The 26,227-nt window shown below is 44.7% G+C and carries 29 protein-coding genes and 1 riboswitch; of the genes, 10 read left to right on the forward strand and 19 right to left on the reverse strand.

Features of this window, described 5'->3' with window-relative positions; translation table 11 throughout:
• Positions 1-16 precede the first annotated feature (16 nt).
• The gene (gene ytpA / locus CDO84_RS14445) at positions 17-796 is read right to left on the reverse strand and encodes a phospholipase YtpA (RefSeq protein ID WP_040082057.1); all 780 of its coding nucleotides are present in this window, start codon (positions 794-796) and stop codon (positions 17-19) included.
• A 48-nt stretch (positions 797-844) separates the two neighbouring features.
• Between ytpA and CDO84_RS14450 the strand changes: the two genes are divergently transcribed.
• Positions 845-1,360, forward strand: a complete 516-nt coding sequence (locus tag CDO84_RS14450) for a gamma carbonic anhydrase (RefSeq protein ID WP_040082055.1) — start codon at positions 845-847, stop codon at positions 1,358-1,360.
• Positions 1,361-1,601: 241 nt separating this feature from the next.
• On the opposite strand, the gene alaP is transcribed toward CDO84_RS14450, so the two are convergent.
• From alaP to metK, 3 genes are all read right to left on the reverse strand, one after another.
• Complete coding sequence (alaP, locus tag CDO84_RS14455) at positions 1,602-2,993, reverse strand: alanine permease AlaP (protein WP_014665079.1); 1,392 nt, start codon at positions 2,991-2,993, stop codon at positions 1,602-1,604.
• Between the two features lie 136 nt (positions 2,994-3,129).
• Complete coding sequence (gene asnB, locus CDO84_RS14460; RefSeq protein WP_014665080.1) at positions 3,130-5,028, reverse strand: asparagine synthase (glutamine-hydrolyzing); 1,899 nt, start codon at positions 5,026-5,028, stop codon at positions 3,130-3,132.
• 148 nt (positions 5,029-5,176) lie between these two features.
• Positions 5,177-6,379 (reverse strand): methionine adenosyltransferase, encoded by a 1,203-nt coding sequence (metK, locus tag CDO84_RS14465; protein ID WP_014665081.1) that lies wholly within the window; start codon positions 6,377-6,379, stop codon positions 5,177-5,179.
• Between the two features lie 167 nt (positions 6,380-6,546).
• A riboswitch (SAM riboswitch) is annotated at positions 6,547-6,685 on the reverse strand.
• A gap of 196 nt (positions 6,686-6,881) precedes the next feature.
• On the opposite strand from metK, the gene pckA reads away from it, so the two are divergent.
• Positions 6,882-8,465, forward strand: a complete 1,584-nt coding sequence (gene pckA, locus CDO84_RS14470) for a phosphoenolpyruvate carboxykinase (ATP) (RefSeq protein ID WP_014665082.1) — start codon at positions 6,882-6,884, stop codon at positions 8,463-8,465.
• A gap of 37 nt (positions 8,466-8,502) precedes the next feature.
• On the opposite strand, the gene CDO84_RS14475 is transcribed toward pckA, so the two are convergent.
• Positions 8,503-8,745 (reverse strand): DUF2584 domain-containing protein, encoded by a 243-nt coding sequence (locus CDO84_RS14475; protein ID WP_040082053.1) that lies wholly within the window; start codon positions 8,743-8,745, stop codon positions 8,503-8,505.
• 51 nt (positions 8,746-8,796) lie between these two features.
• Positions 8,797-9,570 (reverse strand): alpha/beta hydrolase family protein, encoded by a 774-nt coding sequence (locus CDO84_RS14480; RefSeq protein ID WP_014665084.1) that lies wholly within the window; start codon positions 9,568-9,570, stop codon positions 8,797-8,799.
• A 151-nt stretch (positions 9,571-9,721) separates the two neighbouring features.
• On the opposite strand from CDO84_RS14480, the gene CDO84_RS14485 reads away from it, so the two are divergent.
• The 3 genes from CDO84_RS14485 to CDO84_RS14495 are packed head-to-tail and all read left to right on the forward strand — an operon-like array spanning position 9,722 to position 12,308.
• On the forward strand, positions 9,722-10,726 hold the full coding sequence (locus CDO84_RS14485) for an ABC transporter substrate-binding protein (RefSeq protein ID WP_040082051.1): 1,005 nt from the start codon (positions 9,722-9,724) through the stop codon (positions 10,724-10,726).
• Between the two features lie 12 nt (positions 10,727-10,738).
• Positions 10,739-11,521 carry an ABC transporter ATP-binding protein gene (locus CDO84_RS14490; protein ID WP_014665086.1) on the forward strand — a complete coding sequence of 261 codons (783 nt, stop codon included), beginning with the start codon at positions 10,739-10,741 and terminating at the stop codon, positions 11,519-11,521.
• Positions 11,496-12,308 (forward strand): ABC transporter permease, encoded by an 813-nt coding sequence (locus tag CDO84_RS14495; protein ID WP_040082049.1) that lies wholly within the window; start codon positions 11,496-11,498, stop codon positions 12,306-12,308. Before CDO84_RS14490 ends, CDO84_RS14495 begins: the two co-directional genes overlap by 26 nt.
• A 29-nt stretch (positions 12,309-12,337) precedes the next feature.
• On the opposite strand, the gene ytkD is transcribed toward CDO84_RS14495, so the two are convergent.
• From ytkD to CDO84_RS14515, 3 genes are all read right to left on the reverse strand, one after another.
• Positions 12,338-12,814, reverse strand: a complete 477-nt coding sequence (gene ytkD / locus CDO84_RS14500) for an RNA deprotection pyrophosphohydrolase (RefSeq protein WP_014665088.1) — start codon at positions 12,812-12,814, stop codon at positions 12,338-12,340.
• Positions 12,815-13,022: 208 nt separating this feature from the next.
• Positions 13,023-13,427: a phage holin family protein gene (locus CDO84_RS14505; protein ID WP_014665089.1), complete on the reverse strand. Its 405-nt coding sequence runs from the start codon at positions 13,425-13,427 to the stop codon at positions 13,023-13,025.
• 156 nt (positions 13,428-13,583) lie between these two features.
• On the reverse strand, positions 13,584-14,021 hold the full coding sequence (locus CDO84_RS14515; RefSeq protein WP_003229083.1) for a Dps family protein: 438 nt from the start codon (positions 14,019-14,021) through the stop codon (positions 13,584-13,586).
• 128 nt (positions 14,022-14,149) lie between these two features.
• Here CDO84_RS14515 and ytzI point away from each other — a divergent pair, with 128 nt between their 5' ends.
• Complete coding sequence (gene ytzI, locus CDO84_RS14520) at positions 14,150-14,290, forward strand: YtzI protein (RefSeq protein ID WP_003229081.1); 141 nt, start codon at positions 14,150-14,152, stop codon at positions 14,288-14,290.
• Here ytzI and CDO84_RS14525 read toward each other — a convergent pair.
• Both CDO84_RS14525 and CDO84_RS14530 read right to left on the reverse strand, forming a co-directional pair.
• The gene (locus CDO84_RS14525) at positions 14,284-14,721 is read right to left on the reverse strand and encodes a FixH family protein (protein WP_040082047.1); all 438 of its coding nucleotides are present in this window, start codon (positions 14,719-14,721) and stop codon (positions 14,284-14,286) included. The genes ytzI and CDO84_RS14525 overlap by 7 nt on opposite strands.
• Before the next feature lie 119 nt (positions 14,722-14,840).
• Complete coding sequence (locus CDO84_RS14530) at positions 14,841-15,314, reverse strand: S-ribosylhomocysteine lyase (RefSeq protein ID WP_014114882.1); 474 nt, start codon at positions 15,312-15,314, stop codon at positions 14,841-14,843.
• 127 nt (positions 15,315-15,441) lie between these two features.
• On the opposite strand from CDO84_RS14530, the gene yidD reads away from it, so the two are divergent.
• Positions 15,442-15,669: a membrane protein insertion efficiency factor YidD gene (yidD, locus tag CDO84_RS14535; protein WP_014665092.1), complete on the forward strand. Its 228-nt coding sequence runs from the start codon at positions 15,442-15,444 to the stop codon at positions 15,667-15,669.
• Here yidD and CDO84_RS14540 read toward each other — a convergent pair.
• Positions 15,666-16,229 carry a beta-class carbonic anhydrase gene (locus CDO84_RS14540; protein WP_014665093.1) on the reverse strand — a complete coding sequence of 188 codons (564 nt, stop codon included), beginning with the start codon at positions 16,227-16,229 and terminating at the stop codon, positions 15,666-15,668. The two genes, yidD and CDO84_RS14540, sit on opposite strands and share 4 nt — an antisense overlap.
• A gap of 93 nt (positions 16,230-16,322) precedes the next feature.
• Positions 16,323-16,571, reverse strand: coding sequence for a type B 50S ribosomal protein L31 (locus CDO84_RS14545; protein ID WP_014665094.1), 249 nt, complete (start codon positions 16,569-16,571; stop codon positions 16,323-16,325).
• Positions 16,572-16,776: 205 nt separating this feature from the next.
• Here CDO84_RS14545 and CDO84_RS14550 point away from each other — a divergent pair, with 205 nt between their 5' ends.
• The 3 genes from CDO84_RS14550 to CDO84_RS14560 are packed head-to-tail and all read left to right on the forward strand — an operon-like array spanning position 16,777 to position 19,403.
• Positions 16,777-18,108 carry a cytochrome ubiquinol oxidase subunit I gene (locus CDO84_RS14550; RefSeq protein WP_014665095.1) on the forward strand — a complete coding sequence of 444 codons (1,332 nt, stop codon included), beginning with the start codon at positions 16,777-16,779 and terminating at the stop codon, positions 18,106-18,108.
• A 42-nt stretch (positions 18,109-18,150) separates the two neighbouring features.
• The gene (locus CDO84_RS14555; RefSeq protein ID WP_014665096.1) at positions 18,151-19,191 is read left to right on the forward strand and encodes a cytochrome d ubiquinol oxidase subunit II; all 1,041 of its coding nucleotides are present in this window, start codon (positions 18,151-18,153) and stop codon (positions 19,189-19,191) included.
• Positions 19,192-19,244: 53 nt separating this feature from the next.
• Entirely contained in the window at positions 19,245-19,403 is a 159-nt protein-coding gene (locus tag CDO84_RS14560; protein WP_014665097.1) for a DUF1540 domain-containing protein, read from the forward strand.
• Between the two features lie 18 nt (positions 19,404-19,421).
• Here CDO84_RS14560 and mntD read toward each other — a convergent pair whose 3' ends face one another.
• The 6 genes from mntD to CDO84_RS14590 all read right to left on the reverse strand — a co-directional run bounded on the left by mntD (position 19,422) and on the right by CDO84_RS14590 (position 26,156).
• Positions 19,422-20,309 (reverse strand): manganese ABC transporter permease MntD, encoded by an 888-nt coding sequence (mntD, locus tag CDO84_RS14565; RefSeq protein WP_040082046.1) that lies wholly within the window; start codon positions 20,307-20,309, stop codon positions 19,422-19,424.
• Positions 20,299-21,606, reverse strand: a complete 1,308-nt coding sequence (gene mntC / locus CDO84_RS14570) for a manganese ABC transporter permease MntC (protein ID WP_040082045.1) — start codon at positions 21,604-21,606, stop codon at positions 20,299-20,301. The genes mntD and mntC overlap by 11 nt, the downstream gene beginning before the upstream one ends.
• Positions 21,607-21,611: 5 nt before the next feature.
• Entirely contained in the window at positions 21,612-22,364 is a 753-nt protein-coding gene (gene mntB / locus CDO84_RS14575) for a manganese ABC transporter ATP-binding protein MntB (protein ID WP_040082044.1), read from the reverse strand.
• Positions 22,365-22,382: 18 nt separating this feature from the next.
• Positions 22,383-23,303 carry a manganese ABC transporter substrate-binding protein/adhesin MntA gene (gene mntA / locus CDO84_RS14580; protein ID WP_040082043.1) on the reverse strand — a complete coding sequence of 307 codons (921 nt, stop codon included), beginning with the start codon at positions 23,301-23,303 and terminating at the stop codon, positions 22,383-22,385.
• A 280-nt stretch (positions 23,304-23,583) separates the two neighbouring features.
• The gene (gene menC, locus CDO84_RS14585; protein ID WP_040082042.1) at positions 23,584-24,699 is read right to left on the reverse strand and encodes an o-succinylbenzoate synthase; all 1,116 of its coding nucleotides are present in this window, start codon (positions 24,697-24,699) and stop codon (positions 23,584-23,586) included.
• The gene (locus CDO84_RS14590; protein WP_040082041.1) at positions 24,696-26,156 is read right to left on the reverse strand and encodes an o-succinylbenzoate--CoA ligase; all 1,461 of its coding nucleotides are present in this window, start codon (positions 26,154-26,156) and stop codon (positions 24,696-24,698) included. The genes menC and CDO84_RS14590 overlap by 4 nt, the downstream gene beginning before the upstream one ends.
• Positions 26,157-26,227: the final 71 nt, after the last annotated feature.

Here is a 26,227-nt window from a genome sequence, read left to right on the forward strand (position 1 = left end):
TGCACCCCCAACTAGTTCAAATATATTGATCAGTAAACGCTCTTGCTGCTTTAAAGACATCTTCTCTTTCGGGTTCATTAAAGATCTCATGGTAAAGCCCTTCCCACTCTCTGTACGCTTTATTATGAGAAGCAACGCCATTAAACCATTTGATGACCATCGTTTTATCAACAAGCTTGTCATCACCGGCCTGCATCACAAGAAGCGGCACTTTCAAAAAAGCATCTGTCGGCACCATCGCTGACTCAATTGTCTTTAAAAGCTCTCTGTACCATCTGACAGAAACTTTCCTGACGTATAACGAATCATTTTGGTCAGCCTCGATGACGTCCTCATTGCGCGTCGCCATATCAATTGATAATCCCGAATCAACCTTAAGCGACGGAGCGATAACATTCAGGCCTCTTGATGCAAGGTCAAGCGCTTTATTGACTTTAATTTGCAGTCCGAGACACGGTGATGATAAAATAATTCCCGTAATGCGGGGATTTCTTTGTTGTTTAAACCATTCAATCGCGACCAGACCGCCCATGCTGTGACCTAAAAGAAAAACCGGCATATCAAAGGTTCGCGCTTTATCTATCCAAGCATCTACTTCATCAATGTATTCTTGAAAAGAGCGAATATGCCCTCTCGCCCTTGTCGTTGTTCCCTGTCCAGGCAAATCGCCCATGACAACGTGATAACCCGAAGATCGCCACATTTCAATCAGCCATTTATATCGTCCGTGATATTCACTTGCCCCGTGAATGATTACAATCACTGCAACAGGTCTGTCTGCTTTCCAGGTCCACATGCTCTTCACCTCATACGAAATTTAAATAGAGAAAGAAGGATGAATCTTATGATCTACCCTTATAAGGAACATATGCCAGATATCCACCCAACAGCCTTTATAGCTGACAATGCAACAATTACCGGTGATGTCGTGATCGGAGAACAGTCCAGCGTTTGGTTTTCTGTTGTCATAAGGGGAGATGTTGCGCCGACCAGAATCGGAAACAGAGTCAATATCCAAGATTTGAGCTGCCTCCACCAAAGCCCGAACAAGACGCTGCTCATTGAAGATGACGCCACGATAGGCCATCAGGTTACACTTCACAGTGCTGTCATCCGCAAGAACGCCTTAATCGGCATGGGCTCAATCATTTTAGACGGAGCCGAAATTGGCGAAGGCGCCTTTATTGGTGCCGGCAGTCTGGTCCCTCCCGGAAAAATCATTCCGCCTGGCCATCTCGCCTTCGGCCGTCCTGCAAAAGTCATCCGCCCTTTGACGGAAGAAGACCGAAAAGATATGCAAAGAATACGGTCAGAATATGTAGAAAAGGGCCAATATTATAAATCACTTCAACAAACATAAGACCTGCTTCGTCTTACTTTACCATTTTTCAAATTATTTTTGAAAGCAATAACCATCGTTAACCGGACGGCATGACGGTTCGGGTTTCAATTTTTCCATAAAACGTTCACATGTCGCATTAAACGTATGACTTTTATCTTATCACAAAACGTAAACAGCCTCTGCAAAAACACATACCTATTCTTTCCTGTTCTCTATTTTCTATGAGCACACAAAAAGAGCCCTCTGGGAGCTCTTTTTGTCAGCTGATATTTCGTTCACTGTCATTAGCCGCATTTTTTTTATGAAAACCTTTTCCATAGTACACGGCAAGCAAGATGAGAAACCATATCGGCCCAATAATCACGGCTACTCTTGTATCAGGGCTGTAAGCCATAAGAATGACGACGAATGCTAGAAACGCCAATGACACATAAGACGTAAACGGAAAGAAAGGCATTTTATACTTTAAGTGTTTCTTTTCTTCGGGCTTCAAACTTTTCCTGTATTTGATTTGAGAAAGCAAAATGATTGCCCACGTCCAAATCGCTCCGAACGTCGCAATACTTGTAACCCAAGTAAATACCTTCGCAGGGACAACGTAGTTTAACAGCACTCCGACTAATAAAGCGCCCGCTGAAGCCAGAACAGCTTTACCCGGGATGCCGCCTTTCGTCAGCTGACCGTATGCTTGTGGCGCCTCTTTCTGTTCCGCCAAGTTAAACAGCATCCGCCCTGTGCTGAAAATACCGCTGTTGCATGAAGACAGCGCGGCCGTCAACACGACAAAGTTAATGATGCCTGCGGCTGATGGAATGCCCACTTTTTGAAATGTGAGAACAAATGGGCTTCCCTGGGAGCCAATTTCCTGCCACGGATAAATAGACATAATGACAAATAAAGCGCCTACATAAAAAATCAAAATCCGCCAAAATACTGTATCGATTGCTTTGGCTAATGATTTTTGCGGGTTTTTCACTTCGCCAGCCGTCACCCCGATCATTTCAATCCCTAAATAGGCGAACATCACCATTTGAAGTGACAATAAAACCCCTTTTATTCCATGAGGGAAAAATCCTCCGTTATTCCATAAATTGCTGATTCCGGTTGCAATGCCCCCATTGCCGACTCCTGCAATAATCATCAATAAACCGACAGCAATCATAGATAGGATCGCGACAATTTTAATCAATGCGAACCAAAATTCCAGCTCGCCGTAAGCTTTGACAGCCAGGAAATTAACACCCGTCATAATGATCAGCGCCGATAATGCCCAAATCCAGTTTGGCACATCAGGAAACCAGAACCCCATATAGATGCCGACAGCAGTAATTTCAGCCATACAGGTGACAACCCATAAAAACCAGTAGTTCCACCCTGTTAAATAGCCTGCAAGCGGTCCCAAATAATCACGCGCATACCTGCTGAAGGAACCGGCAACCGGTTTTTGAATGGCCATTTCCCCAAGCGCTCTCATAATAAAAAACATGACCAGGCCGCTTGCGGCATATGCTACCAAAATACCTGGCCCTGCTAACTGAATAGCTGATGCGGAGCCGAGGAACAACCCCACTCCTATGGCAGCTCCTAAAGACATTAAAGAAATATGCCTTTCTTCGAGTCCGCGGTGCAGCTCTTGTTTTTGTTTTTGCATGCTTTCTTCTCCCCTAGAAAAAAATATCATTAAATCATTTTTCTGAATATTTCGTGTGGATTGGGTAAATCAATGATGATGGAGAAATAAAAGGATAATAACAAGGCTTTCGACTAATCGAAAGCCTTGTTGTCTGTTACACAAAGATGACTTCTTTAGGCTGATGGCTCAGCTCTTCAGGCATATACCGTTTTTCAATATTAATGCTGTGCCAGATCATAAAGATCAGTACAGTCCAGATTTTACGGCTGTTATCAGCCTTGTCCGCACAATGGTCTTCAAGAAGCTGAAGGACATAATCCTTATGGATATATGCATCCGTTTGGCTTTCTTGAATAATATTTCGCACCCATTCGTTCATTTCGTTTTTCAGCCAATGACGGATCGGTACAGGGAAACCAAGCTTTTTGCGGTTTAATACGTGCTCAGGCACAATTCCTTCAGCGGCCTTGCGAAGAAGATACTTCGTCGTGCCGTTTTTCGTTTTCAGCTCATCAGGAATTTTTGAAGCGACGTCAAATACGACTTTATCCAAGAACGGCACACGCAGTTCCAAAGAATTTGCCATCGTCATTTTATCCGCTTTTAACAAAATGTCGCCGCGCATCCAAGTGTGGATATCGACATACTGCATTTTGTTGATATCGCTGTACGAGCTGCTTTCTGTAAAGTAAGTCTTCGTCACATCGCGATATGAAAGGTTCGGATTATAATGCTTCAACAGCTGCTTTTTGACAGACTCTTCAAAGATTTTCGCGTTACCGATATAACGATCCTGAAGCGGAGTGCAGCCGCGTTCAAGCAGGCTCTTTCCTCTCATCCCTTCAGGCATAACGGCAGCAACGTGCAGAAGCATTTTTTTCAGGCCGGACGGAATGCGTTCAAATGGTTTGAGCGAAAGCGGTTCACGGTAAATGTTATATCCGCCGAAGAGCTCATCCGCTCCTTCACCTGATAAAGCAACCGTTACATGTTTTTTCGCTTCTTTTGCAACAAAGTACAACGGAATCGCTGCCGGATCAGCAAGCGGGTCATCAAAATGCCAAACGATCTTCGGAAGCTCATTCATGTATTCCTCAGGCGAAATGACTTTGCTGATATTTTCAATGCCAAGCGCCGCTGCAGTTTCTTTCGCTACATCGACTTCACTGAAGCCCTGCTGTTCAAAGCCGACTGAGAATGTTTTTAAGCTTGGATGAAATTCCTTCGCAACGGATACAATAAAAGAAGAATCAATTCCGCCAGACAGGAATGAACCGACAGGAACGTCACTTCTCATATGAACGTTTACAGAGTCATAGATCGCGTCCCTGACTTCTTTTACAAGCTTGTCTTCTTCAGTCTGAACCGGCTTGAAGTTCGCTTTGAAATACGTTTTGAATGTGATATCGCCGTCCGGGCGGATTGTGAACTGCGAACCCGGCTCTACTTTTTTCACATGGGCATCAAGCGTGTTTGGTTCAGGAACAAATTGGAAAGACATGTACTGCTGCAATGCCTCTTTGTCTATTTCTATATCATTCTGAGCAACCATTAAACTTTTTCTCTCTGAGGCAAAATAAACCTGATCATTGATCGTTGTGTAGTACAACGGTTTAATGCCGAATGGATCTCTTGCTCCATAAAGCACATGATCGTTTTTATTCCAAATCAGAAAGGCAAACATACCGCGCAGTTTGGACGCCGCTTCTTCTTTATAATGACGGTAAGTCGCAAGAAGAACCTCTGTGTCCGAATCCGTGTTGAATGTGTACCCCTTTGCTTCAAGCTCTTCTCTCAGTTCAATATAGTTATAGATTTCCCCGTTAAAGATAATCCAATATGTTTCATCTTCATATGATAAAGGCTGTCCGCCATTTTCTACATCAATAATGCTGAGACGTCTGAATCCGAATCCGACGTGCTCATCATGGAAATATCCATCACTGTCAGGACCGCGGTGAACGATCATTTGGTTCATTTGTTTGATTAGTTCTTCTTGATCAGCGGTTTGAGCTAACGGATGCTTGTTAAAAACCCCGACAAATCCACACATAGTATTGCCTCCATAATTAAAATTGTCATCATTGAACCCCTATTTATAGACGCTGTGAATAGTATTTGGTTTCACAGTTATGTAAAAAAATAAACATGGATACAACGATAAAAAAGGAAAGCCGCTTAACCAGTAAGCGGCTATAAAATTATTCTCCTAACGCTTCTTTACGCAGCTGCTCCGCTTTGTCTGTACGCTCCCATGGAAGGTCAACATCGTGACGTCCAAAGTGGCCGTACGCAGCAGTTTGTTTGTAGATCGGACGGCGTAAATCAAGCATTTTGATAATGCCGGCAGGTCGTAAATCAAAGTTATTGCGGACAACTTCAATCAGTTTTTCCTCAGAAGCTTTTCCGGAACCGAATGTGTTGATTGAGATTGACACAGGCTGTGCAACACCAATCGCGTAAGCAAGCTGCACTTCGCAAGAATCAGCAAGCTCAGCCGCAACGATGTTTTTCGCAACGTATCTTGCTGCATAAGCCGCAGAACGGTCTACCTTCGTCGCATCCTTTCCTGAGAACGCGCCTCCGCCGTGGCGTGCATAGCCGCCGTACGTATCAACGATGATTTTGCGTCCTGTAAGTCCCGCATCCCCTTGAGGGCCTCCGATTACGAAACGTCCTGTTGGGTTGATGAAATATTTTGTTTCTTCATCAATCAATTCTTTAGGAACAACCGGATTGATGACATGTTCTTTAATGTTGCGCTGAATTTGCTCAAGTGTAATTTCAGGGTGATGCTGAGTTGAAATAACAATCGCGTCAATGCGGACAGGCTTGTTATTTTCATCGTACTCAACCGTTACCTGTGTTTTGCCGTCAGGGCGAAGGTACGGAAGAATATCTTCTTTACGGACTTCACTTAGGCGGCGGGCTAATTTATGAGCAAGTGAAATTGGAAGAGGCATAAGCTCTTTCGTTTCGTTGCACGCATAACCGAACATTAAACCTTGGTCACCAGCACCGATCGCTTCAATTTCTTCTTCGCTCATTGTGCCTTCACGGGCTTCAAGCGCTTGGTCTACACCCATTGCGATATCAGCAGACTGCTCATCAATTGATGTTAAAACCGCACAAGTTTCCGCATCAAATCCGTATTTCGCACGTGTGTATCCGATTTCTTTAATGGTTTGGCGCACTGTTTTCGGAATGTCAACATACGTAGATGTTGTGATCTCTCCGCTGACAAGAACCAAACCAGTTGTCACAGATGTTTCACAAGCAACACGCGCGTTAGGGTCTTTCTTTAAAATTTCATCTAAAATGCTGTCAGAAATCTGGTCACAGATTTTATCTGGATGCCCCTCCGTAACAGATTCTGATGTAAATAAACGACGATTTTTACTCATGATTTGCTTCCTCCTGCACAAGGTCTCCCGATAGACCTTGCATATATGATACGGAACTCGCTCCCTCTTATACAATGTAACGTTATATTAGAGAATGTTAATTGGCATATTTATGAAATAAAAAAACCTTTTCCATCGAGGAAAGGGTTTGGTCTTTGTGCCTTTCACTCTTATCGCTCAAGGAATCATACAACCTTGCAACAGGTTAGCACCTTGGTTGTCTCACTCAGTTCAACATAATAAATAACAGAGAAACCGGTTGCTGGGCTTCATAGGGCCTGTCCCTCCGCCAGCTCGGGATAAGAGTATCCGCTCAATGAAATATCTTATCGTAAAAGGGTTTGCAATGTCAATATGATTCAGAAGAAATAGGCACCTATATTGAGGGAAAACAATGGAAATGCACACACAAAAAATGATAAATAGTATAGACTATTTGAAAATATATGTTATACTAATTCACAATTAGCAAAACACAAAAAACGATAAAGGAAGGTTTCATATGAACTCAGTTGATTTGACCGCTGATTTACAAGCCTTATTAACAAGTCCAAATGTGCGTCATAATTTATCAGCAGCACAGCTAACAGAAAAAGTACTCTCCCGAAACGAAGGCATTTTAACATCCACGGGTGCTGTTCGCGCGACAACAGGCGCTTACACAGGACGTTCACCTAAAGATAAATTCATCGTGGAGGAAGAAAGCACGAAAAATAAGATCGATTGGGGCCCGGTGAATCAGCCGATTTCAGAAGAAGCGTTTGATCGGCTTTATACGAAAGTTGTCAGCTACCTGAAACAGCGAGATGAGCTGTTTGTTTTCGAAGGATTTGCGGGAGCAGACGAGAAATACAGGCTGCCGATCACTGTCGTAAATGAGTTCGCATGGCACAATTTATTTGCGCGGCAGCTGTTCATCCGTCCGGAAGGCAATGATAAGAAAACAGTTGAGCAGCCGTTCACCATTCTTTCTGCTCCGCATTTCAAAGCGGACCCAAAAACAGACGGCACTCATTCCGAAACGTTTATTATTGTCTCTTTCGAAAAACGGACGATTTTAATCGGAGGAACAGAGTATGCCGGAGAAATGAAGAAGTCTATTTTCTCCATTATGAATTTCCTGCTGCCTGAAAGAGACATTTTATCCATGCACTGCTCCGCCAATGTCGGTGAAAAAGGTGATGTCGCCCTTTTCTTCGGACTGTCAGGAACAGGAAAGACCACTCTTTCAGCCGATGCTGACCGCAAGCTGATCGGTGACGATGAACATGGCTGGTCTGATACAGGCGTCTTTAATATCGAAGGCGGATGCTACGCTAAGTGCATTCACTTAAGCGAGGAGAAGGAACCTCAGATCTTTAACGCAATTCGTTTCGGATCAGTTCTCGAGAATGTCGTTGTTGATGAAGACACACGTGAAGCCAATTATGATGATTCCTTCTATACTGAAAACACGCGGGCAGCTTACCCGATCCATATGATTGATAACATCGTGACTCCAAGCATGGCAGGCCATCCGTCTGCAATTGTATTTTTGACGGCTGATGCCTTCGGAGTCCTGCCGCCGATCAGCAAACTGACGAAGGAACAGGCGATGTACCATTTCTTGAGCGGTTACACGAGCAAGCTTGCCGGAACTGAACGAGGTGTGACGTCACCTGAAACGACGTTCTCCACTTGCTTCGGCTCACCGTTCCTGCCGCTTCCTGCTCACGTCTATGCTGAAATGCTCGGCAAAAAGATCGATGAACACGGCGCAGACGTTTTCTTGGTCAATACCGGCTGGACCGGGGGCGGCTATGGCACTGGCGAACGAATGAAGCTTTCTTACACAAGAGCAATGGTCAAAGCAGCGATTGAAGGTAAATTAGAGGATGCAGAAATCATAACTGACGATATTTTTGGCCTGCACATCCCGGCTCATGTTCCTGGCGTTCCTGATCACATCCTTCAGCCTGAAAACACGTGGGCCAACAAGGAAGAATACAGAGAAAAGGCATTCTACCTTGCAAATGAATTCAAAGAGAATTTTAAAAAGTTCGCACATACAGATGCCATTGCACAGGCAGGCGGCCCTCTCGTTTAAAAAGCAAAAGCCAAGAGCAATTAGCTCTTGGCTTGTTTTAATTGACAGAATGCAAAGAAGTCAGCTTGTACGTAATGAGCGTCCGGCCGTCTTCCCATTGAAGCTTCTGCACTTCAGCTGTGCCCGACTTTTCGCCAAGCTTTGTTTTGCGCACATCCATCGGAATCTCCATCGGATATACACGGTATCCGTCCTTCTCTAACGTGAATATATTTTCATCTATGCGAACTTCTTTTCCTTTTGTCACAATCAGTGTATTAAATTCAACAGGCATTCCCAAAGTGAGATCCCCTTTCGTTCTCTTTTTTCTTTATCATACCATATTTCATTGTCAGCGGTTTTTCATCCATTGTGTAAGCTGCCGAACGATACGCCGGTTTTCTTTTGGCGGGAAATAATGTGTGAATGTACTGTAATACCACGTCTCAACCGGCTTATGCAATTGTTTTAGCCTTTCTTCAAATAAATAGGAATGCTGAATCGAAACATTTTGGTCTTTTTCTCCATGGATTAACAGCACGGGAGCCTGAATTTTGTTTACTTGATCAAACGGTGTTCGCCACTGATATTCCTCAGGCACCTTTTTCGGTGTTCCGCCGATGACTCTTTTCATCATTCGCCGCAAATCCTGCCGCTCCTCGTATGTAAGGATCATGTCACTGACGCCTCCCCAGGAAACAAATGAAGCCGCATGCCTTCCCATTTCGATTGCCGTGAGCATTCCCATAATCCCGCCGCGGGAAAACCCGAAGATATGAATTCTGTCCTTCTTGACATTTGGGTGCTGCTGAAGAAGGCGAAAAGCAGAAAATGCATCCTCCCTGTCTTCTCCGGCAAAATCCTCATTGCCTTCTCCTCCTTGATTTCCTCTGTAAAAAGGAGCAAACACCACAAACCCTTGGGATGCAAACTGGATAATCCGGCCCGGCCGCACCATGCCCACGCTTTTAATCCCGCCGCGCAAATATAAAAATCCGTCATATTGTCCCGGTTCCGCCGGCTCAGCCAGAAGCCCCTTTACCCGTAACCCATTTGACAGATAGCAGACCGTATACAAACGCACATGCTGGCTTGGCGACGGAAACCTTCTTTTCTCTACAATCAAAAACAGCCGCCTCCTTTTTTCTATATGCTTTCCTTACTCCAAAATTACATCCGGTGAAACTGATTAGGCATTCACACATTTTTATACCCATCATACGATATGTAAAGCAAAAAAGGATATTAACTTGATGCTAAATAAGGAGGTTGTCTATGTGAACAAATGGTTAAGGCTGGGCTTCGCCTGTGTCGGCAGTATCTTTCTGATGATCGCCCTGGCAGCTTGCAAGCAGGAAGAAACGCTGACCAAAGTTAAAGTGGCTGAAGTGACCCATTCTATTTTTTACGCACCTTTATATGTTGCGGAGTCAAAAGGATTTTTTAAGGAAGAAGGGCTTGATGTCGATGTGAATACAACCTGGGGCGGAGACAAAACGATGACATCGCTTCTTTCAAACGGCTCCGACATCGCGCTTGTCGGATCAGAAACATCTATTTATGTCGAGGCGCAAGGGGCTAAGGACCCCGTTATTAACTTCGCCCAGCTGACTCAGACAGACGGGACGTTCCTTGTCGCGAGAGAAGATGTTGAACACTTCAACTGGGATCAGCTGAACGGAAAAACGTTTCTCGGCCAGCGAAAAGGCGGCATGCCTCAAATGGTCGGCGAGTATGTGCTGAACAAACATAAGATTGACCCGCATAAAGATATAGACCTCATCCAGAACATAGATTTCGCCAATATTGCCAATGCGTTTGCTTCTGGAACCGGTGAGTATGTACAGCTTTTTGAACCGCAGGCTTCTCTCTTTGAGAAAAAAGGCATCGGCCATATCGTGGCTTCATTCGGAGAAGAATCAGGCGACGTTCCTTACACGACCTTTATGGCGAAACAAAGCTACCTGAAGAAAAATGAAGACACAGCCGTCAAGTTTACAAAAGCCATTTACAAGGCGCAGCAGTGGGTTGAAAATCATTCTGCGAAGGACATCACAGATGCCATTAAAGATGAATTTGATGATACCGACCCAGACGTCATCGAAACATCCATTGAACGCTATAAAAAGCAGCATTCATATTCGCCAGATCCTTTGCTTAACGAAAAAGAATGGGAGCTGCTCCAAGACATTATGGATCAAGCGGGTGAACTGCCGAAGCACATTCCATACAATCAGCTTGTAAATAAAGAAATTGCTGAAAAAGTCACCTCGGAGAAATAGGAGGCGCCATCTATGTCTTTCTTACATGTCGACCATGTAACCCATACTTACTTTTCTATCAAAGAAAAAACAACGGCTGTGCGGGATATTCATTTCGATGCCGAAAAAGGTGATTTCATCTCATTTCTCGGCCCAAGCGGCTGCGGAAAAACAACACTGCTTTCCATTATTGCCGGTTTGATTGAGCCATCGGAAGGCAGAGTTCTGATTGAAGGCCGTGAGCCGAATCAAAAAGAACATAACATTGGCTATATGCTTCAGCAGGATTACTTATTTCCCTGGAAATCTATCGAGGAAAATGTGCTTCTCGGTTTAAAAATCGCCGACACGCTGACAGAAGAAAGCAAGGCCGCTGCACTCGGCCTATTGCCGGAGTTCGGCCTCATAGATGTGGAGAAAAAATATCCGAAAGAGCTGTCAGGCGGGATGCGCCAGCGGGCCGCGCTTGCAAGAACTCTTGCGCCAGATCCAAGTCTGCTTTTGCTGGATGAGCCATTTTCCGCGCTTGATTTTCAGACAAAGCTGTCATTGGAAAACCTGGTATTCCGCACATTAAAGGAATATCAAAAAACAGCAGTGCTTGTCACTCATGATATAGGGGAAGCGATAGCGATGAGCGATACGATCTTTTTATTTTCGAATCAGCCGGGCACCATCCATCAGATTTTTACCATTCCTAAGGAATTGGCCTCGATGATGCCTTTTGACGCCCGCCAGGAGCCATCCTTCCAGACGCTGTTTCAAACGATATGGAAGGAGCTGAATTCTCTTGAGAAACAGCAAAGAAACCATTGATCTGCTTCATGAGCAGTATCAATTCAAACAAAAAAAGGAAAAGTGGAATGTCCATTCCTTTCAGCTTGCCATATTTATTCTCTTTTTCTCAAGCTGGGAAATCTCCAGCAGGCAAGGCTGGATCGATCCGCTGATCTTCAGCTCTCCATCAGCTGTATGGCGTTTATTGCTGGAGAAACTCGGTGACGGTTCATTACTGTCACACATCGGCGTCACTTTATTCGAAACGGTGCTAGGCTTTTTGCTTGGAACGTTTATGGGCACGTGCCTCGCCGCTTTGTTATGGTGGTCCAATCGGCTTGCCAGGATTTTAGATCCGTATCTTGTGATTTTGAATGCAATGCCGAAAGTGGCCCTGGGCCCGATCCTGATTGTCGCACTCGGTCCCAGTTTTATCAGCATTATTGCGATGGGAGCCATCATCAGCGTCATTATCACCACCATCGTTGTGTACACCGCCTTTCAGGAGGTCGACGAAAACTATACGAAAGTCATGAAAACATTCGGCGCAAAAAAATGGGTTATTTTTAAAGAAGTCATACTGCCCGCATCCTCTCCCGCGATTATTTCAACATTAAAAGTAAACGTCGGTTTATCATGGGTTGGCGTCATTGTAGGGGAATTCCTCGTTTCGAAGGTTGGATTGGGATATATGATTATTTACGGATTCCAAGTCTTCAATTTCACACTCGTCTTCTTAAGCCTGCTGATCATCGCCATCTTTGCCACACTGATGTATCAGGGTGTCGAGCTGCTGGAAAAGAAATGGACGAAGGGCAGGACATAATAAAAAATCCGGCACATGTGCCGGATTTTTTATTCGATCCATCCAGATTCTTTCAGTTTTTTCAAACTGATCGGAAGAACGGAATCCTTCATAATAAAGCTGAACTTTTTATTGCGGGAAAGGTTCTCCGGAAGCTCGTGAAACAAAACCGGGCCTTTCGTTTCAAAGTAATCAGCTTGCTCTTCAAGCTTTTCTATATCTGCAAAATATATATTTTTCACAATCACTTTTTCTTTACCGAGAACCTTATACTGTCCGAGATACTTGAGGCTTTTGACTCTCGCGCCCGTCTCTTCCTTTACTTCCCGAAGCGCAGCCTCTTCCGCGCACTCCATCGGCTCTACTTTCCCGCCTGGAAACTCATAGCCTCTGTCCTCATGTTCTGTTAAAAGCCATTTGCCGCCAAAACGGCAAATCACCCAGACATGCTTCGGGCTGTCCGAGAAAGGCTGATTGTCAAAGGAAAGCTGAACAGTATTCTGATAATAATCTTTAAACTCGTACATGTTTATCCCTCAAATCCGTTCCTAGCTATCTTCCATACATCATACCACAGTTACGTTTCTGCGGAAGCCTTTTATCAAAAAATAAGGGAAACCCAGCACGCCGTCAGGTTCTGCATACAGACTAGCTCGTACAGTTTTTTGTGATGCCTAATGCCGAAAAGTGCGACTGACGCTCTGGGCTTTATTATGACCCGCGAACAGGGAAAAGTTACGGTTTGCGTTTAAATTTATTTTTTAACGTTTCTAAAAGATCGACAAGCACCTGGGGAACCGGTATGCCGAGAGAACTGGCTGTTACAACAATTTGCACAGATTCATAAAGAATATAAAACATAATAGCCAAGTCACGAATGGACCCCTGTGTATTCAGCAGCTGATCAAAAAAGTGGCATACAGAGATCAGAGCCAGCGTGACTAATTTTTTGACAAGCCGGGCAAATATCTTCTTAAACGACAGTTTGTGAATAATCGTTTCCTTCAAAGTCGTACTGATAAATTCAATTGCCATAAGAGAGAGCAAAATCAGAAATGAATACTGAAAACCTCCGAAGAAAAAACCCGCTGCTGAAACGCTGACTGCTATTAACGAAAAGATGCCAAAGTCTCTATCCATTTATCCCAACATCCTTTCACAGAAACGGCCTTACGATATTCTATGGAAAACAAGCCGACCGGATTGGATTTTTCAGAAAAATGGACTGGTTGTCGCCTATTTTTCAGATACAAAAAGAAAAGCCGGACGTCTGTTTTTAGACGTCCGGCCGTTCTTTTACCCCAGGTAAGCTTTTAGCATCCAGTTATGTTTTTCAATATTTTGATGGATCGCAAGAAGCATGTCCCCTGTTGTTTCGTCACCGACTTCATCAGCTAAATCCATGCCGTTTTTCAGCTCTTCCGCGATGACCGTAAAATCATCGTATACGCTTTGAACCATTTGTTCAGCTGTTTCATTTCCAGCCGCTTCTTTGACAGAAGCCGTTTCTAAGGATTCCTTCATTGTTGCAATCGGTTTTCCGTTCAGCGCCAAAAGACGTTCTGCTAAGTCATCAATATAAGTTGCTGTTTCGTTGTACAGCTCCTCAAACTTTTCATGAAGAGTGAAGAAATCTTTCCCTTTCACATACCAGTGATAATTATGTAGTTTCACATACATGACCGTCCAGTTGGCTACTTGTTTGTTCACTGCTTGAATCAATTGTTCTGACATGGTATCTCCTCCTTGTTATATGACTATGTATACCCTTAATATCGTACGCTAAAACCTCTTTTTTACCCTTATCTGTCACGATTTCTTCTATTATGCTACAATTGTTAAAAAACGGGAGGTGGAATGTCATGACGCTTCTCATTACGATAAGTATTTTGATTGTGCTGGCTGTATTGCTTGTAACCATTTGGACGACTGTAAAAGCCTATAATGTAAAGCATACCATTGATCCACCGCAAGAAAATCACTCTGATTCACACAATCAATGATGATGTGATTGCTTCTCTTCTGACTGATTGCCCGCAGCATCGGCGTCTCCGACTTGGACTTTTAAGGTCGGCATGCTATGCTGTTTTTTTGCTGTGACATGGGATTGGACCGTGTATACACCATCTTCCTTAAACGTTGTTTCCAGCCGGTATACGCCTTTTTCTTGTTTCGCCTTAAACATTTGGCTGGCGTCTTTTTCCCCTTCTTCCCATACTTCAAACTCTACTTCATCGGCATCTGTCACAGCTTCATCACCGTATGATACGGCTGCTTCATAAACAGCGCTTTCTCCGGGATTTACTTTTTCAGGCCCGGTCAGCTTGACATCCAAAACTTTGGGCGCCTCATCTGTATTTGCTTTGCTTTCGCCAGATCCGCATCCGTTAAGCAAAAAAGCAGAAAAAAGCAGAACAACCAACATCTTTTTCATGCCATCACCCTTTCATCGTTTACCTAAATAGTAGCAAACGCTTACAGCAAATGGTACACAAAATATGAGACGTCACAAAAAAGACCTTTTTGCGCTTGAGCAAAAAGGTCTTTTCTATTTTAGCCAAATACTTTTAGCAATTCTTCTTTATCCTGTGAAAGCCAGAAACGCATTAAACGTTTAGCGCCTTCCAGATCATGAAGCTTCGCTTGGCCGCACTGCTTTTCATTCGCAGCCGGTATTTCAGTAATCTCTACCGCTTCCTTCATTGTGTCTTCAAGCAGATCAACGATTTCCGCCGGTGTCGGCTCTCCGCTCACAACAAGATAATAGCCGGTTTGGCAGCCCATTGGAGAGATATCAATGATATCAAAATGATCGTATTTCTCTGCATGAGAACGAATCGTAAACGCGAGCAAATGCTCAAGTGTGTGAATGGTGTCAGGCTTCATTGCCTGTTTATTTGGCTGGCAAAAACGAATATCAAATTTATTTACAACGCCGTCTGTTCCTACTTTATGCACGCCGCAATGTCTTACATATGGAGCAACAACCGCATTATGATCAAGCTCAAAACTTTCTACTGAAGGCATAATGGCACTCTCCCTTTTCTAAAAATGTACATTCATTATAACATACCTTTCCGATAAGAATAATCGAATAGCTTTTCAATCTGCGTTTTTTTTCTTATACTTGCATCAGAAAGGTTGCTGAATACATATGAAAACCCTATTTATCGCTCTGATCAGAGGATATCAAAAATTCATCTCGCCGCTGACGCCGCCAACATGCCGCTTTTATCCGACTTGCTCTCAATATGGAATCGAAGCGATTAAAACACATGGGGCTTTAAAAGGCGGCTGGCTGACAATCAAACGGATTTTGAAATGCCATCCGTTCCATCCGGGAGGGGTCGATCCCGTTCCTGAAAAGAAACACAAACATTAAGCGTTATAGCCGTTTACAACAAGATCCAGTTTTCCTGTGTCAGGATCAATAACTAAGCCATGGACTGGAACGTTTTCCGGGAACAGCGGATGATGTTTAATGACTTCTACGCTGTCTTTCACACTTGCTTCTACTGAATCAAAGCTTTTAAACCATTGATCAAAATCAACACCGGAGTACTTTAATGTTTCGATGCGTTCTTCCGGAATTCCTCTTTCTTTGATTCTATCAAGCATGCTTTCGCTGCTGATTTTGCTCATGCCGCAATCGTGATGTCCGATCACACATACCTCATCGGCGTTCAGCTCGTACACTGCGACGAGTAAACTTCTCATGATGCTTCCGAATGGGTGTGTCACAAGCGCACCGGCACTTTTAATGATTTTCACATCTCCGTTTCGCATATTCATCGAATGCGGCAGCAGTTCAACCAGACGAGTGTCCATGCAAGAAAGAATCGCCATTTTTTTATCGGGGAATTTTGACGTTTTATACTTTTCATACTCTCTTTGTTCAGTAAATGTCTTGTTAAATTCGAGAATATCATTTAGAAGACTCATGTTCGTTGTCCCTTTCTATTCTTTTTACTCTTCAATATATCACAACACTTGTTTATTCGTCATAATAAAAAAAGACAAACCCTCAGGTCTGCCTTATTTCCCCATGTTATAGCGTTTTTTGAACTGCTCAACTCGTCCGCCTTTTTCATTGAATTTCTGGCGGCCTGTATAAAACGGATGCGTGTCAGAGCTTACTTCTACTTTAATGACGGGATATGTGTTGCCGTCTTCCCACTCTGCTGTTTCATTAGATGTTTTGGTCGAGGTGCTGAGAAAACGATAGCCGCTGTTGACATCCTGAAATATGACTTTGTGGTTTTTTGGATGAATTCCTTCTCTCATGAGTATCCCCTTTCTTCAAATCGTAATAATTACGTTTTATTTTATAACGTCACAAACGTTTTGTCAATCTTCTTACATCCTTCCCTCTGTTCTCTCATCGTAAACCTCATGGCATTTAAGAATAGGAAGAATAATCTAACCGAGGAAGCAAATAATAAACCCAAAATACATACAGAACGTCTTTTGAGAAAGGTGGTTTACGATTGTGGATGATTTAGTTTTGGCCAGAAGCCTTTTTGGCACGACAATGGGCTTTCATATCATTTTCGCAACGCTTGGAGTCGGTCTGCCGCTCATGATTTTAGTGGCGGAATTGATTTATCAAAAAACGAAAGATGACCATTATGCGATCATGGCGAAAAGGTGGACGAAAGCACAAGCTGTTTTACTGGGAGTCGCCATACCGACCGGAACGATCGCGGGCACTCAGCTCGCGCTTTTATGGCCGGGATTTATGGAAGTCATCGGCCGGGTCATGTCCCTGCCGTTTCAAATTGAAATCTATGCTTTTTTTGTTGAAGCCCTTTTTATGTCGATTTATGTATACGCAGCAGACCGCTTATCACCTGCAATGAGGATTGTTGCTGTTTTCTTTGTGTTAGTCGGGGCCGCAGCATCCGCTGTTCTGATCACGAATGTCCATGCCTTTGAAGGAACTCCGGCAGGTTTTAAAATTTTAAACGGAAAAATCACAGATGTTGATCCGTGGGCCGCGTTCTTCAACCCAAGCTTTTTTATCACTGCGGGCCATGTCGTTTTATCCGCATTTATGACGGGAGCGTTTATCGTGGCTTCTGTGGCCGCATATAAAATGATCCGGACGAGAAAAAAGGAAAAGGTCTATCGCTTTCACCGGAAAGCCCTTTTGCTCGCACTCACGATCGGCGGTATTTTTTCATTGCTGACCGCTTTGAACGGACACGAATCAGCACAGATGCTGTACGAATACCAGCCCGAAAAATTAGCCGGTGCGGAAGGCCTGTTTGAAACAAGATCCCACGCTCCGCTCGCGATCGGCGGTTTTACCGACCCGAAAGAAGAAAAAGTAAAATGGGCTATCGAGATTCCATGGGCTTTAAGCTTTTTGGCAGCGAACCGTTTTGACACTGTTGTAAAGGGATTGAATGCATTTCCTAGAGATGAATGGCCGCCGCTTTTTATTCACACGCTGTTTAATGCGATGGTCGGAGTAGGCATGCTGTTGATTCTTTATTCCATTATCGGTGTGGTCTGGAGAAAGGTGCTCAAGAAAGACCGATTCCCGACGTGGCTTTTGGTCATTTTCATGACAGCAGGCCCTTTTAGTCTTATCGGCATTGAATTCGGCTGGATTTTCGCCTGTACGGGAAGGCAGCCTTGGGTCATCTATCATCTGCTGAAAACATCGGATGTCGTAACTACGACTGGCTCGATCGGAGTGCTCTTCTTGTTTTTCACATTTGTTTATGCCGTGTTAGGCGCAGCTGTCGTCTACGTGCTCTTGTACTATTTCCGCAAGCACCCGGTTGACGAAGATTTAAATACAGCGGAGTCGTAATGGCTCCGCAAACAGGAAACCAAATGGAAGGAAGATCGACAAATGGACATTTCAACTGACGCTCTGATCGCCATCTCAATTATCTGGGGCTTTGTGTTTATTTACGCCGTCATGGCGACAATGGATTTTGGAGCTGGATTTTGGTCTATGATCTATTTAAACAAGGAACACATGAAGGCCACCGATATTGCGAATCGATTTTTGTCCCCGACTTGGGAGGTCACAAACGTCTTTATTGTGGCCATCGTCGTGGCGCTTTTCAGTTTTTTCCCCGGTGCGACATTTGTGCTCGGCACCGTGTTATTAATTCCCGGCAGCATAATTTTGCTGCTTTTAGCGATCCGAAGCGGATTTCTCGTTTTTTCAAACACAGCAAAAGAGCGGAAAACGCTAAGATATATTTCCGGCATCTCCGGCTTTATCATTCCTGCTGTTTTAATTTTGGTGCTTCCTGTGACTCACGGAGGATTTATCGAAAAAACGGACGGGATCTATAACTTGAATATGTCTAAAATCTTTTCAAGCCCCAACGCCTATTCATTTATCGGGTTTGCGATTTTAAGCACCTTATTTTTATCCTCGCTATTGCTTGCTGATTTTTCAAATGTAGCAGAGGAACAGGATGCGTACCGGGCCTACAGAAAAAGCGCCCTGATCACCGGCCCGATTTCACTGCTGTTTGCTGTATGCATTATGGTGACGATGCGGAATGAAGCAAACTGGCTGTACAGCGGAATGCTGAATGATTTCACTTGGATTATTGCATCGTTTATTACATTTGTCATTGCTGGAATCGCTCTGTTTCTGCCAAACAAAAGTTTTGGAAAAAACATCGGAAAACCGCGGCTTGCACTTGTCGCGATTGGAATACAGTATTTTCTCGCAAGCTACGCGTACGGGCGGGCGCATCTTCCGTATATGATTTATCCCGATGTGACAGTCATGTCAGGCTTCACAGAGCCAGCAACGTTCAGGGCACTGTTTGCGACGTATATCGTCGCATTTATCATTCTATTTCCGGGCTTTTATTTCTTCTGGAAAATGTTTATGCGAGATAAACGCTATATCCGCCAGGAGGAATAGAGGTGAAGCCTGCCGGCTATACTAACCCAGAACCTTTTTAAGGAGGGGATGGCATGGAGCAGAAAATTCTATGCGAAGTCAACAACTGTTCTTATTGGGGCAAAGGAAACAAATGCACCGCTGATGCCATTTATGTTGTCAGCCATACTGGTGAAACGGCTGAAAACAGCCGGGAAACAGACTGCAAAACGTTTAAGCCGCATGAATTGTAATTAAAAGAAAGAGCTGCATCAGCCAGCTCTTTCTTTTTGCATGTTGAGTGTTCTCAGCTTTTTAGTCATGACCCCGTTTGCAGGTGAAAACAAAAAGGCGCTTGCATACCATACACCTGTCATGGCCGCCATCGCTCCTGAAATCGAAACATTAAGCCACGTTGCGAAGAAATAGCCCATGATCGCCGACAGCCCGCCAATCAACGCGCTGAGAATCAGCATATAAAGAAGCCGGTCTGTCAGCAAATGTGCCGCAGCAGGCGGAACAATCAACATGGCCACAACCAATACAGCACCCACTGAATCAAAGGAAGCAACAGTCGTCAAAGACAGCATGCCCATTTGCACGTAATGAATGAGCAAAACCGGTATTCCTAAGGCTAAAGCCATTTGAGGATCAAACGAAGCGATTTTAAACTCCTTATAGCACACACTGATCAACACTACGTTTAAAACCAGAACAGATGCCAGCATCCAAAACGCTTTCGGCCCGATATCAACTCCGAATGCCGTCATCGTATTCCACGGCACAAAAGCGATTTCTCCCATTAACGAGTGCTCAATATCGAGATGGACATTCGCTCCATAAACAGAAAGCAAAATGACGCCGATTGCAAATAAGGATGTAAACACAACGCCTATGGCAGCATCTGATTGAACCCCCTTGCTATGAAGAAGCTGAACCAAAAATGCCGTTAACAATCCGGTTACAGCTGCACCGATAAACATAGAAATCCCGTCGAGACTCCCGGTCACTAGAAAAGCGCCGACAATGCCAAGCAACACGGTATGGCTGATTGCGTCGGCCAGCATTGCCATGCTTCTCAGCACAAGAAATGTGCCGATCAATGCGCAGCTTACACCGACTAATACACCGGTAGCTATAATCCATGCTTCAAAACTCATTTGCGATCTGTCCCTTCTCGGCTTCATGAGACGCTTTTCGCAGCTCAGGCATCCGGCCATACAGCTTTAATAATGAAAAAAGCCGTTCTCTCGTTTCCCCTGGCAAACGATCCGGATCAAAGCAGTCCTGGTCGAATTCTATATTGGCAAGCTCCATTTCATGCATGAGATACACTTCATACATCCGCTGCTTCAAAGCTGTGTGGTAGCCTTTTTCAATCCCGGTGCTTGTGATTTGCCAAACCCCATTTTCGATACTCTCAATGCACCTCTCTTGTTCCAAGTCAGTCAATGCCTTAAGGCATAATGAAGGAGATAGGCGCCTTTTCTTTCTTACACTCTCAGCTGTTACACAAAGATCCTTCTTTTCATACTGTTCATAAATCGTCAGCAGCACCTGCTCCCTGCTTGTTCTGCGCCGAAGCCTCATCAGCCTTATGGCTTTAGCCGCCAACCCCCGCTTAGGCGCGCAAATCATTGAAAAAAGAAAGATCAGCGTTGCAGATATGATTATTAATGGCCCTGTCGCCATTCCCTTCATGGTCGTGCTCAGCAGGGTTCCGGCCACTCCGCTGACCCCGCCAGTGATCCCGGCAATGACGATCATCCCTGTCAATCGTTCGGTCCAATATCTTGCAGCTATGGCAGGTGTAATCAGCATAGCCGCCATTAATATCACACCAACCGTCTGAAGCCCAATAACGACAGCACCGACAATCAGACTAGCCAAAAGTCCGTTCAAAAAACGCACCGGGATTCCCAATCCCTTTGCAAACGCGGGATCAAAAGTAATCAATGTAAATTCCTTAAAGAAAACAATACACAGGAGCAGCAGAACAGCAGATATTCCTGCAATAAGAATGATATCCTGTCTGACCAATGAAGCCGCCTGGCCGAACAAAAAAGAATCAAGCCCGCTTTGGCTTCCTGCCCCCTGCTGCTGAATATATGTCAAAAGAATAATCCCAACCCCAAAAAACACAGAAAGAACTATCCCGATCGCCGAGTCCTCCTTTGTTTTTGAAAGCCGCGAAATCACCTGAATACAAAACGTTCCGAGCAGTCCGGCAAGCGCCGCACCCAGCAAAAAGAAAGGCAGTGATTTTTGCCCGGTGAACAGAAAAGCGAGACACACGCCCGGCAGAGCTGAATGGGCCATCGCATCGCCGATTAAACTTTGCTTTCTCAGCAGCACAAAACTGCCCAAAACACCGCTTGCCGCCCCGAGCAAAAGCGTACCCGCCAGCACCCACTGTGTGTTCGGATGCTGGAGCTGCAGCCACAAACTTTCAAACATTGCGCTCACTCCTTATGCCCTTCTGCTATGACTTTATCTTTTAAAAACGTAAGCCTTCCTCCATATGTTTTTTGCAGGTTTTCGATTGTAAAAACGTTTTCCGCCGGTCCGAAAGCGATTTTTCTTAAATGAAGCAGTAAAATCCAATCAAAATAATCCTCGGCGGTCTGCAAGTCATGATGGACGACAAGCACGGTTTTTCCTTTTTCTTTGAGTTCTGCCAGAAGCGTCATAATCGCGCGCTCCGTCGCTGCATCGACACCTGCAAACGGTTCATCCATAAAATAAATGTCAGCGTTCTGGCAGAGTGCCCGGGCAAGAAACACCCGCTGCTGCTGGCCGCCTGACAGCTGGCTGATCTGCCTATTCGCATAATCAAGCATCCCGACTTTTGCTAAAGCGGCCTTCGCCATTTCCACATCTGCTTTCTTTGGCCTCTTTAATAAACCGATTTTTCCGTATCTTCCCATTAGAACGACATCGAGCGCGCTTGTGGGGAAATCCCAGTCAACCGAGCCGCGCTGCGGAACATATCCGATTCTGGTCCGCTGATCCTTATAGTCTTTGCCGTAAATAGAAATGTCTCCTGAAGCCCGGGGCACAAGACCGAGAATGGTTTTGATCAAGGTTGATTTTCCCGCGCCGTTTGGGCCGATAATGCCAATCAGTTTTCCTTCCGGCACCTGCAGCGAAATGTCCTGCAGCACAGGCCTTTTATGATAAGCAACCGTCACATTATCAAGCTCAACAGGGAACATATCCTTCACCTCTATTCTTTATTTAAGCGCTTTAGTAATCGTGTTGATATTGTGGCGGAACATTCCTTCGTATGTGCCTTCTTTGGTGCCCTTTTCACCCATGGCATCCGAATAAAGCTGGCCGCCGATTGTGACGGTATGGCCTTTTTCTTTAGCGCCTTCCACCACTGCATTGATTGATTTTTCAGATACGCTGCTTTCTACGAACACAGCTTTTATTTGTTTTTCTGTCAGAAGATCAACCAGCTCCTGAACATCCCTTAATCCATATTCCGAATCTGTGCTTAGTCCCTGCAGGCCTCTTACCTTAAATCCATACTCATTCCCAAAGTACGCAAACGCATCATGAGCAGTCACAAGCACGCGGCTTTTCTCCGGAATATGTGCGATCTCCTGACGCGACCACTTATCTAAATTTTGCAAATCTTCTTTGTATGCTTTGGCATTTTTCTGAAAGTCATCTGCGTGCTGAGGCATTGCTTTGCTGAATTGCGCTTCAATTTCATCCACTGCATAGATCCATAGCGGAATGCTGAACCACACGTGGGGATCAAACGTCTTGCCTTCCCCCGCTGAAATAAGCTTGTTTTTCGGAATGGCCTCAGCAACTGCCGCTGCTTGTTTTTGTTCGCCAATTTTTTGGAGGACGTCCTCCATTTTCCCTTCCAAATGCAACCCGCTGTACAGAACAACATCGGCTGACATTAATTTTTTCGTGTCACCTTGCGAAGCTTTGTAAAGGTGCGGATCAACCCCCGGCCCCATTAAAAAGGTGACTTTTACATGCTTACCTCCGATGTTTTCTGCTGCATCGGCAATTTGAGATGTTGTCGCTGTCACTTGTAATTGTTGATCAGCGCTCTTTCCGGCTGAATCTGTTCCGCATCCTGTTAAAGCAAAGGCCGCAAAAAGCACTGCCGCCATCAGCCCTCGTTTCATGTTCCTCCTCCTCTTTGCCATCAATGTCCGATTGTTTTATCTTATGATGTCAGTTCTTAGACATGTGACATTAAATTAGACAAAAGCATATTTTGTTTATACAGGACAAAAAGTTTCCTTTGTGAAAAATTATCGCGTTTGGCCATTTTTGTCAAGCTCCATTTACATAAAAAAACCGGCTGGGTCAGCAGCCGGTCCAAACGAGAAGGGATGTATTCAATGAACACTTTTACTGTAACAGCATAGTGTCATTCATTCAAAATAGCAAAATGCTTTTTTCTTACCCATGCTGTGTGAAAACATCCATTTTGGTCACATATTTTCGCATAATATCCTGGTTCACCTCACCCCCTAAACCAGGCTGTTTTGACACAGAAATAAATCCATTATCAATACGAATATCAGGGGTCACAATATCTTCATCCCAATAGCGTGAGGATGATGAAATATCGCCGGGTATTGTGAATTGAGGCAGTGAAGCAAGCGCAACGTTCTGCGCTCTCGATATGCCGGTTTCCAGCATTCCTCCGCACCACACCTGCATGTGATGCTCTTGGCATAAATCATGAATTTTTAAAGCTTCTGTTAAGCCGCCGACACGCGAAGGCTTTATATTAATAATTTTGCAGCTTCCCAGCTCAATCGCCCGTCTCGCATCATCAACTGAACAAATGCTTTCATCAAGGCAAATGGCCGTTTTCAAATGTTTCTGCAAGTGGCGGTGGTCAACGATGTCGTCAGCTTGAAGAGGCTGCTCAATCATCATTAACTGGAATTCATCAAGCTCCTTTAAGCGGCTGATATCCTTCAGCTCATAGGAGGAATTGGCATCAGCCATGAGCGGGATGTTTGGGAACCGGCTGCGGATGGCCTTGACCAATTCCACATCCTGCCCAGGCTGAATTTTAATTTTTATTCTTTGATAACCTTCTTTTTGATAGCTTTCAATTTCCTTCAGCATATCGTCAAGGGGTGCCAGGCCGACAACCACTCCGGCAGGGACTTTATCTCTTGTTCCACCCAATGCCTCAGCAAGAGATATGCCTTTCTTTTTCGCATAGATATCCCAGACAGCCGATTCAAGTCCCGCTTTTGCCATCCGGTTTCCTTTATACCGCGCCAGGCTGTCCGGCACTTCTGAAGGGTGATTAAATTCACGGCCGACGACATTTGGAATAAAAAAATCTTTTAGCATATGCAAACATGTTCCAATGGTTTCCTCGGTGTACCAAGGAGAAGAGAAAGCAGAAACTTCTCCCCAGCCTGTAACACCGGATGTATCAATGGCTTCCACGATCAGAAATTTGCGCTCTTGAAGCGTTTCGATACTGTTTTTAAACGGTTTCTTTAAATTCATGCTCAAATGGTAAAGCGTAATTTTTTCTATTTCGATCATAGCAGTTCTCCTTTACGCGCATCCTTCAGCCGATTTCGCAAGAGCTTATTAGACGCATTGCGCGGCAGGCGGTCAAGCACAAAGAATTTTGCCGGAATTTTATACTTCGCCAAACGTTCTTTGCAGTATGCCCTCAATTCTTCTGCGCTCACAGGCTTGTGAAGGACAAGATAGGCGTGAGGCACTTTTCCCCATTTTCTGTCCTCAGCCCCTGAAACTCCGGCTTCGGCCACAGCGGGGTGTGAAAGCAGCACTGACTCCACTTCGGCCGGATAAATGTTTTCTCCGCCAGAAATGATCAGATCTGAACGTCTGTCTAATACATATAAAAAGCCTTCATTGTCCAAATACCCAAGATCACCTGTTTTCAGCCAGCCATTTTGAAAGGAGGCTTCGTTTGCGCTCTCTCGGTTAAAATAGCTTTTCATGACATTCGGGCCTTTGACCATAATTTCACCGTGTTCGAACGGTTCACATGCCTGTCCGTCCCGCTCGATTTTGATTTCACATGAAAACAGCGGTTTCCCCGCAGATCCGAGCTTCTCCATGCTAAATTCCGGCGACAGGGTAACAATTTGTGAGCAAGTTTCTGTCATTCCATATGACTGAAAGACAGGGAATCCTTTCTCACGGCATTCCTCAAGCAATGGCAGCGGTGCAGGACCGCCGCCGAGAAGAATGCATCTGATGGATTCAGGGCAGCGGCTTGTTTCTTCCAAAAGACTGGCCAGCATAGTCTGCACAGCAGATATCATTGTCACTTGATGCCTGTTGATAGAATCCAGCACATCGCTCACGGAAAAACGCTGGTGAAGCACGACAGTCATTCCATAGATCACAGATTTAAATAATGCGGACAAGCCGCTGATGTGAAAGAGCGGCAATGCGATAAGCCAGCGGTCTTGTTCTGTTATACCCAAATTAAGCGCGGACGACACCGCACTGAAATAATGGTTTCCGAACGTTTGCTGAACTCCCTTGGGCTTTCCTGTCGTACCCGATGTATACATCAGCGTCGCCGTTGCATCCATTTGCATATAAGCCTGGATCTCCATTTCCCCCGCGGCTTCTTTCATCAATTCATCCACATCAATTGTTTGAACGATATGTTCATACTCTTTTCTGTCAAAGCTTGAATCTGTCAGTAAAAAGCCGGAGCCGGAATCCTCCAGCTGAAACAGCCTTTCATGTGTTGACAGCTTCGTATTCAAAAGCACCGCTTTAACACCTAGCAAAAAACAAGCGTGAACAGCGTATACCATTTCTGCACGGTTTTGGAGCAAAATAGCCGCAGTATCCCCTTTCCGAACCGAATAAGCGGCAAGCTGTTCCGCCATTCGTTTAGACGCGGCAAACAATTCTGCAAATGTAACGGTTTGGTCTTTATAGATGAGAGCAATTCTCTCAGGTGTCAGCTGCGCCCGCTGCATGAGCCAGTTGGGCTGTTCTGTCAGCATGTCATCATCTCCGAGGTAAAATGTCTGTATTGAAAAGAAAACAGCTTGGACCGCAAAGTCTCAAGCTGTTG

Origin of the sequence: Bacillus sp. MD-5 (assembly GCF_002201875.1) — a bacterium.
GTDB lineage: Bacteria > Bacillota > Bacilli > Bacillales > Bacillaceae > Bacillus > Bacillus stercoris.

Excerpts from the sequence above, each read along its gene's own strand:
- ytpA (WP_040082057.1), bottom strand. The coding sequence starts at position 796 with ATGTGGACCTGGAAAGCAGACAGACCTGTTGCAGTGATTGTAATCATT.
- CDO84_RS14450 (WP_040082055.1), top strand. The coding sequence starts at position 845 with ATGATCTACCCTTATAAGGAACATATGCCAGATATCCACCCAACAGCC.
- alaP (WP_014665079.1), bottom strand. The coding sequence starts at position 2,993 with ATGCAAAAACAAAAACAAGAGCTGCACCGCGGACTCGAAGAAAGGCAT.
- asnB (WP_014665080.1), bottom strand. The coding sequence starts at position 5,028 with ATGTGTGGATTTGTCGGGGTTTTTAACAAGCATCCGTTAGCTCAAACC.
- metK (WP_014665081.1), bottom strand. The coding sequence starts at position 6,379 with ATGAGTAAAAATCGTCGTTTATTTACATCAGAATCTGTTACGGAGGGG.
- pckA (WP_014665082.1), top strand. The coding sequence starts at position 6,882 with ATGAACTCAGTTGATTTGACCGCTGATTTACAAGCCTTATTAACAAGT.
- CDO84_RS14490 (WP_014665086.1), top strand. The coding sequence starts at position 10,739 with ATGTCTTTCTTACATGTCGACCATGTAACCCATACTTACTTTTCTATC.
- ytkD (WP_014665088.1), bottom strand. The coding sequence starts at position 12,814 with ATGTACGAGTTTAAAGATTATTATCAGAATACTGTTCAGCTTTCCTTT.
- CDO84_RS14505 (WP_014665089.1), bottom strand. The coding sequence starts at position 13,427 with ATGGATAGAGACTTTGGCATCTTTTCGTTAATAGCAGTCAGCGTTTCA.
- CDO84_RS14515 (WP_003229083.1), bottom strand. The coding sequence starts at position 14,021 with ATGTCAGAACAATTGATTCAAGCAGTGAACAAACAAGTAGCCAACTGG.
- ytzI (WP_003229081.1), top strand. The coding sequence starts at position 14,150 with ATGACGCTTCTCATTACGATAAGTATTTTGATTGTGCTGGCTGTATTG.
- CDO84_RS14525 (WP_040082047.1), bottom strand. The coding sequence starts at position 14,721 with ATGAAAAAGATGTTGGTTGTTCTGCTTTTTTCTGCTTTTTTGCTTAAC.
- CDO84_RS14530 (WP_014114882.1), bottom strand. The coding sequence starts at position 15,314 with ATGCCTTCAGTAGAAAGTTTTGAGCTTGATCATAATGCGGTTGTTGCT.
- yidD (WP_014665092.1), top strand. The coding sequence starts at position 15,442 with ATGAAAACCCTATTTATCGCTCTGATCAGAGGATATCAAAAATTCATC.
- CDO84_RS14540 (WP_014665093.1), bottom strand. The coding sequence starts at position 16,229 with ATGAGTCTTCTAAATGATATTCTCGAATTTAACAAGACATTTACTGAA.
- CDO84_RS14545 (WP_014665094.1), bottom strand. The coding sequence starts at position 16,571 with ATGAGAGAAGGAATTCATCCAAAAAACCACAAAGTCATATTTCAGGAT.
- CDO84_RS14555 (WP_014665096.1), top strand. The coding sequence starts at position 18,151 with ATGGACATTTCAACTGACGCTCTGATCGCCATCTCAATTATCTGGGGC.
- CDO84_RS14560 (WP_014665097.1), top strand. The coding sequence starts at position 19,245 with ATGGAGCAGAAAATTCTATGCGAAGTCAACAACTGTTCTTATTGGGGC.
- mntD (WP_040082046.1), bottom strand. The coding sequence starts at position 20,309 with ATGAGTTTTGAAGCATGGATTATAGCTACCGGTGTATTAGTCGGTGTA.
- mntC (WP_040082045.1), bottom strand. The coding sequence starts at position 21,606 with ATGTTTGAAAGTTTGTGGCTGCAGCTCCAGCATCCGAACACACAGTGG.
- mntB (WP_040082044.1), bottom strand. The coding sequence starts at position 22,364 with ATGTTCCCTGTTGAGCTTGATAATGTGACGGTTGCTTATCATAAAAGG.
- mntA (WP_040082043.1), bottom strand. The coding sequence starts at position 23,303 with ATGAAACGAGGGCTGATGGCGGCAGTGCTTTTTGCGGCCTTTGCTTTA.
- menC (WP_040082042.1), bottom strand. The coding sequence starts at position 24,699 with ATGATCGAAATAGAAAAAATTACGCTTTACCATTTGAGCATGAATTTA.
- CDO84_RS14590 (WP_040082041.1), bottom strand. The coding sequence starts at position 26,156 with ATGCTGACAGAACAGCCCAACTGGCTCATGCAGCGGGCGCAGCTGACA.